This window comes from Microbulbifer maximicatervae (SeqCode), from assembly GCF_052467385.1.
Window position 1 is genome coordinate 3,825,048 of sequence record NZ_CP174311.1, and the last position, 16,766, is coordinate 3,841,813.

At 46.1% G+C, this 16,766-nt stretch carries 9 protein-coding genes and 1 tRNA gene; 8 read left to right on the plus strand and 2 right to left on the minus strand.

Translation table 11 applies throughout. The features are described 5' to 3' along the window. Positions 1-43: 43 nt before the first annotated feature. Together tgt and queA are read right to left on the minus strand one after the other, a co-directional pair. Positions 44-1,162 carry a tRNA guanosine(34) transglycosylase Tgt gene (gene tgt / locus ACJJIR_RS16330; protein ID WP_444898252.1) on the minus strand — a complete coding sequence of 373 codons (1,119 nt, stop codon included), beginning with the start codon at positions 1,160-1,162 and terminating at the stop codon, positions 44-46. A gap of 14 nt (positions 1,163-1,176) precedes the next feature. After that, the gene (gene queA, locus ACJJIR_RS16335; RefSeq protein WP_444906139.1) at positions 1,177-2,250 is read right to left on the minus strand and encodes a tRNA preQ1(34) S-adenosylmethionine ribosyltransferase-isomerase QueA; all 1,074 of its coding nucleotides are present in this window, start codon (positions 2,248-2,250) and stop codon (positions 1,177-1,179) included. A gap of 444 nt (positions 2,251-2,694) precedes the next feature. Between queA and ACJJIR_RS16340 the strand changes: the two genes are divergently transcribed. The 8 genes from ACJJIR_RS16340 (at position 2,695) to ACJJIR_RS16375 (ending at position 16,313) form a co-directional block, all read left to right on the plus strand. After that, a tRNA-Leu gene (locus tag ACJJIR_RS16340) sits at positions 2,695-2,781 on the plus strand. 163 nt (positions 2,782-2,944) lie between these two features. Then, on the plus strand, positions 2,945-4,183 hold the full coding sequence (locus tag ACJJIR_RS16345) for a tyrosine-type recombinase/integrase (protein WP_444906140.1): 1,239 nt from the start codon (positions 2,945-2,947) through the stop codon (positions 4,181-4,183). Between the two features lie 82 nt (positions 4,184-4,265). Then, positions 4,266-5,480: a hypothetical protein gene (locus ACJJIR_RS16350; protein ID WP_444906141.1), complete on the plus strand. Its 1,215-nt coding sequence runs from the start codon at positions 4,266-4,268 to the stop codon at positions 5,478-5,480. Between the two features lie 173 nt (positions 5,481-5,653). Next, positions 5,654-5,902 carry a helix-turn-helix transcriptional regulator gene (locus ACJJIR_RS16355; protein ID WP_371838609.1) on the plus strand — a complete coding sequence of 83 codons (249 nt, stop codon included), beginning with the start codon at positions 5,654-5,656 and terminating at the stop codon, positions 5,900-5,902. Then, complete coding sequence (locus ACJJIR_RS16360) at positions 5,902-6,390, plus strand: hypothetical protein (RefSeq protein ID WP_444906142.1); 489 nt, start codon at positions 5,902-5,904, stop codon at positions 6,388-6,390. The genes ACJJIR_RS16355 and ACJJIR_RS16360 overlap by 1 nt, the downstream gene beginning before the upstream one ends. Further along, complete coding sequence (locus ACJJIR_RS16365) at positions 6,380-6,820, plus strand: hypothetical protein (RefSeq protein ID WP_444906143.1); 441 nt, start codon at positions 6,380-6,382, stop codon at positions 6,818-6,820. Before ACJJIR_RS16360 ends, ACJJIR_RS16365 begins: the two co-directional genes overlap by 11 nt. 231 nt (positions 6,821-7,051) lie before the next feature. Then, positions 7,052-9,880: a DUF927 domain-containing protein gene (locus tag ACJJIR_RS16370; protein ID WP_444906144.1), complete on the plus strand. Its 2,829-nt coding sequence runs from the start codon at positions 7,052-7,054 to the stop codon at positions 9,878-9,880. A 703-nt stretch (positions 9,881-10,583) separates the two neighbouring features. Beyond that, positions 10,584-16,313 carry a P-loop domain-containing protein gene (locus ACJJIR_RS16375; protein WP_444906145.1) on the plus strand — a complete coding sequence of 1,910 codons (5,730 nt, stop codon included), beginning with the start codon at positions 10,584-10,586 and terminating at the stop codon, positions 16,311-16,313. The last annotated feature ends 453 nt before the right edge of the window (positions 16,314-16,766 follow it).

Here is a 16,766-nt window from a genome sequence, read left to right on the forward strand (position 1 = left end):
ATGAGACGGGCAGCACCCCAGGCAGGGTAAAAGCGACGCCTGATCAGGCCTCCAGCGCTGGAACCTCGCGGCCCAGACCACGGTAGAACTCGGCGACATAAGCCTCCAACTCATTGGCGGCAATGGCATCGCGTAGCTTTTGCATCAGGCGCTGGTAGTGGCGCAAATTGTGAATCGTATTCAGCTGCGCACCGAGAATTTCACCGCAGCGATCCAGGTGGTGCAGGTAAGCGCGGGAGAAATTCTCACAGGTGTAACAATCGCACTCTTCCTCCAAGGGACCCGTATCGTGACGGTGCCTGGCGTTGCGGATTTTCACCACGCCTTCGAAGGTAAACAGGTGGCCGTTGCGCGCATTGCGAGTAGGCATAACGCAGTCGAACATATCCACACCGCGACGCACCGCCTCGACAATATCCTCCGGCTTGCCCACGCCCATCAGGTAGCGCGGCTTATCTTCCGGCATCTTGTGAGCCAGGTGATCCAAGACCTTGATCATCTCATCTTTAGGCTCACCCACAGACAGGCCACCAATGGCATAGCCATCGAAACCAATCTCAGTCAGGCCGCGCAGTGACACATCGCGCAACTCCGGGAACATACCGCCCTGCACAATTCCGAACAGCGCCGACGGGCTATCGCCATGAGCTTTCTTGGAGCGCTCAGCCCAACGCAGGGACAACTCCATAGATTTGCGCGCTTCATCGGTAGTGGCCGGATAAGGGGTGCACTCATCAAAGATCATGACGATATCGGAACCCAGGTCCCGCTGAACGCGCATGGACTCTTCTGGGTCCAGGAATACCGGGCTGCCATCGATAGGCGAGCGGAAAGAAACCCCCTCTTCCGTAATCTTGCGCAGCTCACCCAGGCTAAACACCTGGAAACCGCCGGAGTCGGTAAGGATCGGGCCAGACCACTGGGTGAAATCGTGCAGATCGCCGTGGGCCTTAACCACTTCGGTACCCGGGCGCAGCATCAGGTGGAAGGTATTGCCCAGAATAATCTGTGCACCAATCCCTTCGATATCCCTCGGCAACATACCTTTCACGGTGCCGTAAGTGCCCACCGGCATAAACGCCGGGGTTTCCACTACACCGCGAGGGAAACGCAAGCGGCCGCGACGGGCCTTGCCATCAGTGGTATCCACTTCAAACTGCATAAAACATTCGCGGCTCACTGGGTATCTCCTTTCGCTGGTGCTACTTCTTCTTTTTTGGCATTGGGATCGCGGGTAATAAACATGGCATCGCCGTAACTAAAGAAGCGATAGCGCTCCTCAACTGCGGCCTTATAAGCGGCCATCGTATGCTGGTACCCCGCGAAGGCACTCACCAGCATCAATAAGGTGGACTCCGGCAGATGGAAGTTGGTGATCAACTTATCCACAACCTGGAATTCATAACCGGGGTAAATAAAGATATCTGTCTCCCCCACCGTGGCCTGTAACTGGCCACTGCGCGCCGCACTTTCCAGCGCGCGCACACTGGTGGTACCCACCGCAATCACGCTGCCATTGCGAGCGCGGCAAGCAGTTACCGCATCCACCACATCCTGGGAGACGTCCAGCACTTCGCTGTGCATCTGGTGCTCATAAATATTGTCCACGCGCACCGGCTGGAAAGTACCGGCGCCCACATGCAGGGTAACGAAGACAACCTCGACACCTTTATCCCGCAATGCACCGATCATCTCATCATCAAAGTGCAGCCCCGCCGTCGGCGCCGCCACAGCACCGGCATTGCGGCCGTATACGGTTTGGTAGCGCTCGCGATCGCTGGCATCGTCTTCACGATCAATATAAGGAGGCAGCGGCATATGGCCGAGGCGATCCAGAATCGCCAGCACACCTTCTTCTTTAGGGAAGGACAATTCAAACAGTGCATCCTTGCGGCCGGTCACCTCTATACGGGTACCGTCTTCAAGGACGATGGTAGAGCCGGGCTTAGGCGACTTGCTGGAGCGCACATGGGCCCAGATATCCGTCTCGTTAAGCACCCGCTCCACCAGGATTTCCAACTTACCGCCGGTCTCCTTCTGCGCGAACAAACGCGCCGGGATCACCCGGGTATCGTTAAAGACTATCAGGTCACCAGCTTGGACCTGATCGAGAATATCTGGGAACTGCCGATGTGCAATGGCCCCGCTGGGCCCATCCAGACACAAAAGACGGCTGCCACGGCGCTCCTCAGTGGGCGCGCGGGCAATCAGCTCATCGGGCAGATGAAAGTCAAAGTCCTGACGCTGCATGGAATCCTGGAAATCTAGAAACTATGGAGAGGTCGCGAAGGTTATAGGAAATTTTAGGAGCTGTTAAGGAGCCTCTGAAAAACTCCGTGATACCTCTGGCATGCAGAGCAGTTCACAATCAAGGCGCGGCTTTGCAGGAATGTCTAGACCTTGCAAGAAGCCGCAACGCCGAGTGTGAATTGCTCTGCAAGCCCCAAAGGGTGGGCCTTGAGGGCTACAGCTGCCACGTTGCAGCTCTTGCAAAGGACTGTGCCATTCGCGGCGAGCTGCGCCTAACATCTGCAGCCCTCAAGACCCACAGAGGCATTACAGAGTTTCTCAGAGGCTCCTCAACTCGGACGACAGAAAATGCGCTAAGTTATTGAAATCACTGGTTGACCCAAGCGAAAGCATTGCTATAATCACGCCCTCTTCGCACCGACCCCAAGGTCGAGCAGCGAAAGTGCCAGAGTGGTGAAATTGGTAGACACAGGGGATTCAAAATCCCCCGCCCTTAAAAGCGTGCCGGTTCGAGTCCGGCCTCTGGTACCAAATCAAGATCCGAAGAAGTTCGGAATCGTTCAGAAAGCCCCGTAAATCGGGGCTTTCTGCTATCTGGAATGTACAAAGCCCTCCGCTCTCGTTCATTGTCATCCGGTGCTATCTGGTGCTACATTTGGTGCTACCTAGTTCAATTTAGAAACTGGTAGCACCAATGGCCCTTACAGATACCCAAATCAAACAGGCCAAACCAAGCGACAAGGATCAGTGGCTTACAGATGGGCAGGGATTACGCCTGCTAATCAAACCCACCGGCTCCAAGTATTGGCGGCTTAAGTACAGGTTCCAAGGACGGCAGAAAACGCTAGCCTTGGGAGTTTACCCTTCTGTTAGTCTCAAACAGGCACGAAATAAAGTAATTGAAGCAAAGCAATTACTAGAGAACGGGCAAGACCCTTCCATACAAAGAAAAATTGAAAAACATCAGCTTCGAGAAAACATAGACCGCAGCTTTGCTACTGTGGCTGAAGACTGGTGGAAACATCAGAAAGGAACCTGGACTGAAAATCACGCCCAGCGTGTATGGTCTAGGCTACGCGATAACGCCTTCCCCCGAATTGGGCAAAAACCTATTGCCGATATTCATCCCCAAGATGTAATTGCCATTGTTCGCGATGTTGAAGATCGGGATGCAATGGATGTTGCTCAGCGGGTTCTACAAGATATTCGCCGGGTTTGTCGTTATGCAGTGCAAATGGGCAAACTCACTCACAACCCCGCCAGTGAATTAACTGGCATTCTACGCGGCCGTAAAAGTAGTCATAGGGCCTCCCTTCCCCGCGAAGAATTACCCAGTTTCTTAAAAGAACTGGACTTTTATCAGGAACGCGGGCGGGCACTAACCAAGCTAGCTATACAGCTATTAATCCTTACCTTTGTTCGACCTGGCGAATTGCGTTGTGCGCGCTGGGAAGAATTCGACTTCGAGTCTGCTCTATGGCGTATCCCTGGCGAGCGTATGAAGATGGGAACGGATCATATAGTACCGCTATCTACTCAAGCCTGTGCTGTCTTGGAGGAATTAAAGCCCATCAGTGGCCAATATCCTCTGCTTTTCCCATCTGAGCGCGAAAGGGCCCGGCCCATGTCCGATAACACTATGCGTAAGGCAATTTTTAAAATGGGCTGGGATGGCTCCCAAGAAGGAAAAAGTAAAGCAAATCCCCATGGTTTCCGCGCTACAGCTTCCTCAATCCTGAATGAGACCGGCTTTAATCCTGACGCCATTGAAAGGCAGCTTTCCCACATGGAGAGGAATGGGGTAAGGGCTGCATATACCCATCATGCTCGTTATATGGATGAGCGAAAAGAGATGATGCAGTGGTGGGCAAATTACCTAGATGAGATGCGGGGAAGTGGAAAAGTAGTTTCGATATTTGCACAGAAAAATTAGAACTTTCCTTCGAAGGCTGAATATTAGGTTGAGGCAATTTTTAACGTAGCTCGCTCATTGTGGGTTCAGTAGGTATACAGTTATGGATGATTCACTACGAATTATTGAGACCGATAAGCTTGTAATGAGTATTGATGCAGCCCTGAAGCGGTTTGAAGGAAATACTCGGGCACCGGAAGAAAACTTGAAAGATTTCCTTGCCCAGCTTAGGAGTCAGATTTTCTCCTCTCTTCAAAGTGAGGGCTTAATTGCCAATGAGGAGAATATAAGCACTTTAGCCCCAAATTCATTTTTCGAGCTTGTTGATCAAGTCAAAAAGGACAATGCAGCGAACGAGATAGACTCGCCTCTTCGGGTGCTACATATACTTGCTACTGGGGCGTGTTTTGAAGCGGCCTTTAAGAATCGTGACTATGAGGAAGCAATACTCTATGCAATGGAGCTTGGGGCGAGTCTTACTCATAGGGCTCCTACTCACTCAAATCCAAAGTTAGGGCGGACTGATTTCGATCCTTTAGCCGGCCCATGGCCCAGATTAGAAGATATGTCCCCATCCTCAAAAGCAGGCCGGCTCGCTTCAATAATTCAGCAAGGAAGAAAAATCTGGGGGCAGACGGATAGCATCGAAGAGTGGAAAAAGGTACAGGCCCGTCAATTAAAACATTGTAGAGATGCTGTATTTCAACAGGCAGAACGCCTTGGAAATGAGTGGAAACCCGCTGCTTTTGCTACTGACGAAAGCCCTATGAACCTCTTAGAAAGCCAAATAGACCCGAAGTTTGTCTTACCTTTTGCTCGAAAGATTAGCCGGCCTTTCCCAATGCTGGATAAGCGGGTTACAGATGCTGAGATATATTCCCTCTATGCGATCATATGGGCTCACAAGGGCCTTGATTTGCTTGATGCTCTTGAATATGAGGCTCAGCCAATAATGCGAGAAGACAGGAAATGGATAGACCATTGTTTAGCCGAGGCTGAAGGTTTTATTCGCCAGGCCGTAGAATTTCAAGGTGAGCATAAAGCCGGACAGGTACTCAGCAATGATCAGCGGAGCCGAAGAGAAAAGCGCGATCGATGGACATTAAGTATTCGAAAGTGGCTATTTGATATTCGTGCAAAGCTTAATCATAGCTATGGAAGTGCGAGTAAACTTGCATATAAATACCTTCAAGAGGCTAAAGAGAGACGAACATCGGCTGATGGCTCTCTGTGGAAGGATGATGATGCCGCTAAGAAGTTTCTAGAGCAGGAAATCGGGAGAATCCGAAACAACAAGGAACCGTACTGCAACTGGTAATGCTTTCTACTTTATCTTTCTACCGGTAAAAAGATTCTTTGAACCGGTAGAAAGAGTCTTTAACCGGTAGAAAGAATCTTTAACCGGTAAGCGGATATCCTAACCTTCATTTCATTGATTCAATCTCCTCACCGCCACAGACGTTCACTGTGGTTTGTTAAAGGAGACAGAATATGCCCCTCTCAAATACTCATCCCCAAGTACCGGATGTTTTACCTAACCCGCCGAGCGACCCTATTTTGCGCCTACCAGAGGTAGAGCGTCAGACTGGGCTCAAGAAGACTTATATCTATGCCTTGGTAAAAAAGGGCGAATTCCCCACCCCTATCAAACTTGGTGAGCGCGCCAGTGGTTGGCTCTCTTCTGAGGTCTGCCAGTGGGTGCAAGATCGAGTTGCTATTTCTCGTGCGGGAGGCAAGTAATGACTTTTCGTGCTTCCTCTCCCTACACACACCAGCAAGTAGCTGAATTTGCTCGAAGCTATCGGAAAACAGAAAGCGCTGAGTTTGAGCAGAAAATACTTCTTTCGAATTCAAACCTGAGCCCTAAAGATCAGAAACTCTTCCTCAGCTCTGCCATGGAGACATTTGATAGAGGCTGTTCTATCCCTGGTTATGAGTTGCTTTTATTTCTATGGCCAACGGGTGAGGCAGCATTTCTTGCTGTAGGTTCTGACTCATTTAACCCTATTGTTGATCAGCAACATGGCCGTGCCCATTGGTATCTCTCCTCCCCTAATACAACAGTACTAGGCCTTCCTGATACTGAGGTGGTGAACCTTTACCGCCTTAGAGCAGGTCTCTCTCTGGGAGGTTGGTTAGTTTGGAATGGTATCCAACTCGAATACCACCCATCAGAAGAAGCTGATGCCCTAGCGCTTCGCAATGGAGGGCTTAGAAATGTCAGCTAATATACGTGCCCTCGCCATGCCATATTGCCTAGATTTGCAGCCATGCGGCCGCTACGCACTACTCAATCGAAACTACAAGCCAGTTGGTTTTAGCAGTAGATCATTTGTCTACTATGAAGAGTACCCTGTGCTTTTCAATGTCAGGATTACACCCAAAAGAGCAGCAGCAATCTCCCTGAAAGGAGATCCTGATCCGAGGCGAATTATTCTTTATAACGATGGTTGTATCCCTACCGCTGACTCGGAAACCTGGCTTTTTTATCAGGCTAAATTAGCGATCTTGGCAGGATTACATCATTACAGTGATGATGAATATCACGAACAGGACAAAGCAAAACGTATCCGTCTGGCCAACTTACGCGATGCAAAACGGTTTACGGAACCTAAGGGCGTAGCGGTTTCCCTACCGCCAAATTTATCACCACGGTAAATAAGACTATTGCCTCTATTCGGGGCGATCTTACCCCCTCTTTAAAAAAGGTGTTACAGGTGTACAGGTGTTACAGCATGGCTGAAAGCCCCGTATTCACTGGCTTTCCGCCGTCACACCTTTCTGTTACCCCAAAAAATGTTGCAGCAAAAAGGTGTAACAGGAGTGAGGCCCGCAGTTCTGCTGAAAGCCTTATGGGGCGGGGGTTAAAGCTAAATATAAGGAAAGCTAATGGCACGCTTTGATATTAAACGAGTGGCAGACCTCGCCATTGATCGGGCTGATGAAGTCTTGGCGCACTGGGCTCCAGATGGCTCATATCAGGGAGCTGAATATATTGCTCTTAACCCAACTCGATCTGATAGCAGCAAGGGGTCCTTCTCAGTAAATCGCAATACCGGTGCATGGGCGGATTTTGCAGCGGATGAAAAAGGTGGGGACCTCGTATCGCTGGTTGCCTATCTTGAGGGGGTAAACAATGGAGAGGCAGCACAAAGGCTTGCTGCATTTTTGGGGCTCTCAGAAGGGGAGTCTATACCACCTAGCTCAACCAATAAGTCGAAACCCAAAAAGCCAGCCGGTAACTCCTGGGAAGCCGTATTGCCGGTACCTTTAGAAGCAAAGCAGTCTTGCCCAACAACCCATCCCCATAACGGTAAACCCTCTAAAGTTTGGGAATACCGTGGGCAGTGCGGCTCACTGTTAATGAAGGTGATGCGTTTTGACATCCAGAAAGATGGTGCAAGATCAAAAGACTATCGGCCCTTAACCTATTGCCGGGATTCGAATGGTCGCAATTTTTGGAGATGGAAGCAGCCGGTAAAAAATCGGCCACTCTATAAGCTGGATCTATTGGCAAAACGCTCTAAAGCTCCGGTATTGCTAACCGAAGGTGAAAAGGCTGCGGATGCAGCTGCTAGCCTGCTGCCGGGTTATGTTTCCATGACCTGGCCCGGTGGCAGTAAAGCGCTGGGCAAAGCAGATTTTAAGCCCCTACATGAAAGGGAAGTACTTCTCTGGCCCGACAATGATGCAGCAGGTAAAGACTGTATGCTCAAGCTGGCTGCGATGCTGCACACTATGGAGTGTAAGGTTTCTATGGTGTGTTTAGAGTCCTTAGGGCCTAAGTGGCCAACAAAAGGCGATGCGGCTGATGCGGAAGCTGTCGGTATTACAAGAGAGCAGCTTGCAGCTTTGATTACAGAAGGAAAGTTTTTAACGCCCTATCAGCCTGTGGCAACGGAACATCAAGACCAAAATAAGGGAGTAAGTACTAAAGGGGCCGAGTCTGGGCAATTTGTAGTAAATGATCGTGGGGTTTTCTTCCCGGTTCAGGGGGCAGATGATGAGCCTTCACTAATGAGAATCTGTGATCGCCTGGATGTGCTTGCTTTAACTCGTGACCCCCAAGGAAGAAACTGGGGAACGTTGGTTCGCTTCCTTGACCCTGATGGCATTGTTAAAGAGTGGAATATACCTAGTGAGTACCTAGCGACTGAGGGCGGTGCGGAAGTACTCAAGCAGCTGTATAGCATGGGCCTTCGCGCTGAGGCGGGGCAGCAACCAAGACGCAGAATCATTCAGTACTTACAAACGGCAAAAAGCCCCAGTCGCTATGTCTTGGTGAATAAACTTGGCTGGCATGGCAATGCCTACTTACTACCGAATGAAACCCTGGGAACCCCTGTAGAGCCTCTGTATTTTTACTCCATCAGCCCGGACCTCAACAAGATAAAGTTTAGTGGTGAGCTTCAGCAATGGCGTGAGCATGTAGCGAGCTATTGTAAGAACAATACCCGGTTGTTATTTGCGGTTTCAGCAGCGTTTGCAGGGCCCCTACTAAATCTCATTGGCATGGAAACGACCGGCTTTCACTTCTTTGGTGATAGCTCCCAGGGAAAAACGACGTTACTTAAAGTGGCTGCCTCTGTTTATGGCGGGCCTGATTTTGTTCGTACCTGGCGTAGTACTGACAACGCGCTAGAAAGTATTGCTGCCTCCCACTCAGACGGCCTTTTAATTCTTGATGAGATCAGCCAATGCGATCCCCGTATTGTCGGAGATATTGCCTATATGCTGGGAAATGGCACTGGCAAGGCAAGGGCTAATGATCGTGGAGGTGTACGCGGGAATGCGTTTGAATGGAGGCTTGTTTTCCTATCAACAGGAGAGCGCACGCTTGATCAGCAGATGGCTGAAGCGGGCAAGAAAGCAAAAGCCGGGCAAGAGGTGCGGCTATTGGCTATTCCCTCAGATACAGGTAGTGGTGCCGGTATCTTTGATGAATTGCATGGGTTTGCCGGGGGTGCTGCGTTATCCCGCTATATGGTTGAGAAAGCATCCTTATTCCATGGAGTGGCCCTTTATACGTTTATCAGAGAGCTTTGCGCTAGCAACTTGGAAAAGCTGACAACCCAGATTCGCCGAGAGCTGGTGAACTTTGCTGCAGAGCTGTCTGATGATGTGAGTGGCCAAGTACGCAGGGCAGCAGAGAAGTTTGCCCTAGTTGGTTTTGCCGGGGAGCTGGCCTCCACTGCGGGAATTACAGATTGGCCAAAAGGCATGGCGATGGAAGCGGCTAAATCCTGCTTTAGCGCTTGGGTATCAGCCCGTGGCGGTATTGGAAACCTGGAGGACCGGCAGACCTTGTCAGCGCTGAGACTATTCTTTGACCTCTACGGAGAGTCCCACTTTACCCGTTGGGATCGAGAGGACTTCACGGCTGATGATCACACTGTTCGCACCCTGAAGCGCTGTGGCTACCGGAAAACGCTACAGGACAGTAATACCCTTGAAGGACAGGCTTGCTCTGAGACTGTTTACTACGTTTACCCGGCCACTTTCAAAGCAGAGGTTTGCAAAGGGCTTAGTGATCGAAAGGCAAAGCAACTACTGGCCGCCTGTGGTGCTTTGGAGCGTGATGGCAACGGGAAATTCTCGATACCAACGCGTTTACCGAACAGTGGGCGTAACCCTGAGCGGGTGCTAATCATTCGACCTCATTTGATTCCTGTTGAAGATGATGAAGAAAAGAGACTACTTAAGAAAAAGGCCGCGTAGTCCATACTGTATACTTTATCCAAACTAGCAGCCAGCCATATGGTAAACAGCTAGTTTGTAAGGGGAGAACTCAGAGCTTGCTTGTAGCTTAAATTGGTCAATTTCCACCATTCTCTATTTTCAGCTTTGCAGACCAGGCTATGTGCAATATTGTGGCCCGGTCTTTATTACCTTGCCCACATCGTACGAACACTTTGTTACCGCCAAAATAGATATCATTAACACCATGATTATCGTTCTGTACACCTGAACCCCATGTCATACATTATTTCGACTTGAAGGCAGTAGACAAGTTCATCTTTGAGCCGATGACTCACTATCTCTGGTTGCTATTCGAGTGAAATCTATTACCTAATATAATCAAAGGATTTTTTAGATAGCTTGAAGGGGCTACTTCAGAAATAGTAACCAAGTGGATAGTAAGCCGCACGCTGTTTAACAAGTCAGCTAGTTAATTGGTGGGGAAAGTATGGTATTTTCTCCTGCAAAACTATCGGACAGTAGTCAGCCAAAGTGTGGTGGGCAAAATACGAGTAGCCGCTTCCGAGTTCGCCAGTCATAACCACGCAGTGCAGCCGTTGGACAACTTTACTCACATTTTGCGAGGTCTATGTGCTCCCATTATTTCGCAAAACCTGGGCAAAGTCAGCGGTTTCTGATTGCGGCATTAGCGAGTCGAGATTATAAAAAGGATTGTTTTTTCGTGATATCTTCAAAAATTCAGCCATCACAACTACCACGCGTTGGATACACATACCAAGACTTTATGTGTATTCGCATGCTGATAGATTGGTTTCATGATCCAGAGAAATACCAATGGATGAGTATAGAGGGCAATCAAAGGCTTGATCACGTTAAAAGCCTTGATGATATCATCTGTTTTACAGCCAGTGGAGAATATGAACTCTACCAAGTCAAATTTACAATTGATTCTGAACGCGATGACTTGCGTTTAGATTTCGATTGGCTGCTCAAGAAAAAGAACAACGGCACATCTCTAATCGAAAAATGGTCATCTGATATTGATAAGTTCGGCTCTTCCGGCGAGATATCTATTGCCAAACTAATTACAAATAGAAAACCGGACAGTGTTTTATCAAATTGTCTAAAAGGCAACAAAATTGAATACGCACTCATTCCAACAGATATCAAGTCAAAGATACTTACTCAGCTTAGAAGCGAAGAAAAGGCTATAAATTTCTTCGATAATCTTATTTTTGAACATAGTCAAAGGGAAATTGACGATTTAGAGCTTCATTTACGTGATTCACTTGTACCAGACCATGCGAACAACGAAAACTGGCTACAGTTATTAAAGAGTGTTGAGCGCTGGGCTTCGCGAAAAAGTGAACCGGCACCAGATGGCAGAATTCACCTAAAACTCATACACGAAATTTTATCGCTCGGCTCTAAGAGAACTATTTCTCAGTTCTTTGAAATACCTGACGGCTACAAACCACCAACAGAGGAGTTCCAAAATGAAATCCTTAACATAACCTCCAAGCCTGGCTATCATGTTATCTCTGGATTGCCGGGAATGGGGAAAAGCACCTTTCTATCTTTTTTAACCGACCAGTTAATAGAAACAGAAACGCCTGTTATACGACATCATTATTATTTATCCCCTCAATTTATTGGTGATAGAATTGCTTTTAATAATGCGGCTCAGTCATTACAAAGTCAGATCAAAACCCTTTATCCCAATGACTTCCATAACGACAAACTTGATCCTCAATATCTAGATACGTGGATAAGCAAAGCGGCAGGCAAGGCCGAGGAAAATAACAAAACACTAGTTATCATAATTGATGGATTAGATCATGTTTATCGTGAAAGATCAGATATAAGCCAACTTGAACACTTAGTTAATCGGATTACTCCCTTAAAAAACAAGGTTTGTTTGCTGTTTGGAACGCAGCCCATAAGTGACGAGCATCTTCCCAATTCTCTGTTACGCTCAGCGCCAAGAGAACGTTCCTGGATCGATATCCCCCCTATGGATCTTGATGCCATCAAATCGAGACTAGACTTCATAGTATCGAGTGAAGAAATCAAAGTAGTGGGCAACGTTGACCACCAGCGTAGTGAAATAGTAGAAATCTCTCAGGCTCTACTCGATATTTCACATGGATATCCTCTTCATATCATTTACTCCCTAAATTATTTGCAGTTCGCTGATAATAATATCAGCAAATATGATGTGGAGAGACTCCCTATATGTCCAGATGGCGATATTCACGAATATTACGAGAATTTATGGGTATCACTATCTGAAGGAGCAAAAGAAATTCTTCTTCTTATAGCGAATGCGGATTTTTCATGGCCGGACAAAACGCATATAAGCTATTGTTTCAATGACAGCCTCACCTTCCAAAAAAGCTTTTCAGAAATCCAACACCTAATAGAGCAAAGGCTAAGCGGGATATCCCCATTTCATAGCAGTCTATTCGTATACATAAGACGCAAGGACATCTTCGTTCAGTCAAGAGATAAGCTAAATAGGATATCTAAAACTTGGATTAACACATATGCTCCGGAGTATTGGAAGTGGGGCTGGGAATGGATTATTGAAGCCAATCTTGGAAACACCAACCCTCTATTTCAAGGCATCAATAGGGGGTGGCTCGTTCAATCTCTCTGCAATGGTTATCCATTAGAGCATGTAGAACACATCTTCAACGTTGCCGAACATATAGCGTTTGACCAAAACCGGTATTCTGAGTTATTAAGACTACGAACTTTGAAAACAAGACTACTAAATGGTCCAGAGTTTCAAATACAGAATTTCAGCGATTTTCTAGACTGCTCATTGAGTATCTCACATGATAATTTTGGCCTTCTTTGGCGAGCGGATAATCTGAGAATTATCCCAGACAATGAAATTGTTATTATTGCAATACATTTTCAAGGAAGAGACGAAAAAATTGTCGACGCATGTGCCAGTGAGATCTATCGTAGAATTAGCTTTTATGCGCGATTAGAGGACTCTAATCACTCCGAAACATTAAGCCGTCTTATAGATGGCTATCTTCATACACTCGTTAGCTATAGCAATCCCGATTTAGACCTTATAAATGACTTCTATGGAAGACTTCGAGACAAAGCCTCGTATTTCACAAAAATCGTTAGACTGCTCATCCAATATGGTCATAGACATTTGCTATTTGATCTGTCCCGATTCGATATTCCAGATGACATTATTTCGGAAGTCTGCGACGAGGTTGTTTTGGCCGCAAGCATCGAAGATGTAGTACTCGAAGGGGAGAACCCCATATTTAGTAGCACTGATTCAAGTATTTATCTGCTTTATCAGCTTTTAGCCGGAAATGACATTGAGATAGAGCAACTTAAGGATATTGAGTGTCCCGTTGAGTATAAACACACATACCATCTTCCTTTTTATGAATATTTCTTTAGAACACTTATATCAAGCTTTAAAATATCAGATAAAATTGACAATCCACAACTAGCCGACCCCAAAGATATTCAGGAGTTTCTTAAGAATGTCTGGTTAACGTTCCATTTTGCCTCCTCAAAAATTGCAAAAGCACTTAAGGAAGGTGGTAAATTCGAGATGTCAGATTTGTATGACTCCTTTGCCATTCTCGAACAACCTGATAAGTACTTGATGGGTTATCAAATTGATACTATTTTATTCAACATTCGAGAATCTTTAGCTAAAATCGCTGTTCATCTAAATATCTTATGCAACTCAATTGATGTATTTTCAAATCTTGATAAAGATCATTTTGACACTCTTTCAAAGAGTACTTGGTGGGACTCCAGAGTATTTTTTGATATTGCCTCTCAAAATGCAATTTTTAACCTTCCTAAAGAGTCTATTGCTCAAGAATTCACTAAACTTTTTGACGCTGAAATACTACGGAGATATGATACAGCAACGCTAGCAAACGACAGCCTTGACTTAGCAAAGTTAGCAACCAATCTTGGCCTTCATTCCGAAGCCAGGAATTTTCTTGAGCGTACAACACTCAACATGGTCGGATATGGCCACAGAAAGGACATTACTTTACATGAGGTTTTTGAAGCCATTCAAGAATGCTCTGACTTCAACTGCCCTCAAGTGTCAGACTGGCTAGAACGAGTAGCAACTTTCACGACCGATGTCTTTGATTTTTCTGAGAGAGAAATTAGACATATTCCTGAGTGGTTCACAAAATTATTGTCAAAGCACAACCCAGAGCGCCTCGTAGATGAATTTGACTATCATCTATCGGAAGAAAATTGGGATAGAACACGCCGGATCCTCGAAAATTTCGTAAAGTCATTTCCACTTTCTACGAAGTCAGAACATTCTTTTCTGAGATGCATGACGACATTTGATGCGATGAGCGCATTAGATGAAAGAAGCAAAGACTGTGACACCCTGAAAGGTATTTACGAAGATCAGTGTAAAGTTATTGGAGGTATGCCCTCACCACCGAGAGAGTACTCCTCTACCGATGGAGATCTCAATACAGATTATCCTGATGTATCCACTCTGAATCCCAAAAATCTTACAAACCTTACTGAAGCTTTAGAATCAATTTCGTATGAGATTTATGAAAAATTTATTTCAGACTGGATTTCCTATTGGGTTGATCAAGGGCAAGCGAGAACCATCCTCACTTCATTCAGTGAGCACTACAACCAAGAAAAATCGGACTATGAACTGAATAAATGCTTGCATAACATTTTTTTGTTAAGCAAAAAAATCGAAGGAAAAAAAGCAGCTTATAAATGGGCTGTTAGAAATATAAAGCTAAATAATTGCTGGAATCCATATTTTTCCTCTGGATCAAAAGAGGCCTTGAGGGAGTACGGTGATACTTACAGAAAACACTGGGAAAACCTTCTCCGCGACACCATGGCTCCTGGCTCTTCCAGCCTACAGAAGGATGAGAATATAGTTGTTCCTTCTACTCAGCTTATAATTTATTTGGCATCGGCCGGACAGGTCGCCCTAGCGACCGAGATTACTGAAGTTATGATCACCAACCTCGAGGGTGATATAGCGCACCTTCCTTTGACCGAGCCATACTGGTATGACGATCCTATTTCATTCCAAAACATCCCGTTGCATCTAATTCTTCTACATTTCAAGTGGCCCGATAGGTACGCCAGACTCCTTACTGCAAAACAGATAGCAACCCTCTTACAGGACGACTCCAATATCGAATTTCGTTCTCTATATTTAGATTTTTTGGCAATGCAACCTTATGAGGTTGATATCATAGATTTTCTATCTGTGTTATCGCTTGTCGAAGCTTCCCCCTTTACCGAAGAAGACATTACTAAAAGAATTCACTTCTCTTCGCTTATTTCCGATGCACTTCTACTCTCGTTGGGTTTAGCAAGTGAAGAGCGACAGGACTTATCAACACTATATTCTGAATTTTCTGATGACTTAGTACCGAATAAGGCTAAATATAATAAGTATGCCAACGGTCTTGCATTGAGGTTTATAAGTGTTATCAAGGAGCTAGAAGAAGAGTATCAAATCCAACTGGTGAGACACTTTCTTCTTGAATGGGAGGGAATCCATGAAAGACATTCTTGTTATATTTTTAGACCTCACAGCTTTTCTAATGACCAGTTTTATCCTCAAGACAAGATTTGCTGTAGTTTTTCATGGCGAGCCGAAGTATCTATCTTATCTGCCTATGTCAGAGCATTAGCTTATGCCATGCACAGGCACTCCGTTCCCGCAGAGGTTTGCTTATCACATGCTCAAGAAGTATTACCATTCGTTTCTACTGCTGTAAATCTAACTCCTTCTGATCCGCCATACGGTTGGCCCAAATTGGATGATCTTAACAAAGATGATCCTTTACCTGGTCAGAAAGAGCTTGAGAAATATTTAGCAAATTTATCAGCTTGTACTGATAAGACATTGCTACATGCCAACGGACCTATTTTAAGAAATCATACTGGCGTATGCCTTGATCTAAATGTCATCCTAGTTGCTCTTCAGAACCCTGGAATCGACGACCCAAAAATGATATTTGATTCAGTAAATCATGTAGTTGGTTCTGAGCACGGCATATTCCCCTTAACCAGGCGGGCAGAGTTTTCCCCCTTTGGAAGGTGGGAGATTGACTGGTTGTCAAGAGGCTATTTTCAACCTACTTACTCCGTTGGAGATTCACCAATTAACTCCATAAGTCAAAGCGACTCTAGTGTAGAGTATTTCGGTGGTAGTATAAGTAATGGTGCCTGGAGATATTGGATCAACCAATGGTACCCTGTACATCACGGAGACATAGGCAACTCTCTAGGAACCTATTTTACAACTTCCATAGATTTTTTTGAAAAATTCAAAAAACACACGGGCAAAAAATTTTATCTTGTCGCTGAAATGACTTGTATTGATAGGCGTGATTTCATACATGATGTGAAGCCAACTAAAACATTTGCTATTTTGCCAGTTTAGATTAATGTATTTTGTTCGTATAACTTTTTCTCTAAAGCTGGCTCTCAACGTATGTCAAGCCAAAGACTAGCGCTAACAAAGCCAAGCAAGGCGACAGCTTTTTCATTGCAGCTGCGCCTTCACTACAATGCTGGGCATGTTGGAGGCGTTAAGTTTTCGGAAATACTATGGGTTTAAGCTGGAGCCTACCTCCTGAGTATCGAGACTCCTCTTTTAATGCGATCCATGACAACTTGGAAGGTTTTCGAATACCCTTAGAGCCCAACTGTGACAGATTCTCCAATAAGCAGGTATCCGTATAAGGTTTCCCCTGGCTGCCCCAATGTACTCTCACTGAGCAGCTAACAGCTTTTTATTATCACCTGAAAGTACGATAGGCAATCCAGACGCTAAATTTCAGCGAACAAAAGCAGTAGATTTAATTGAGCGATTTCAAATGTTTATCAGCAACAT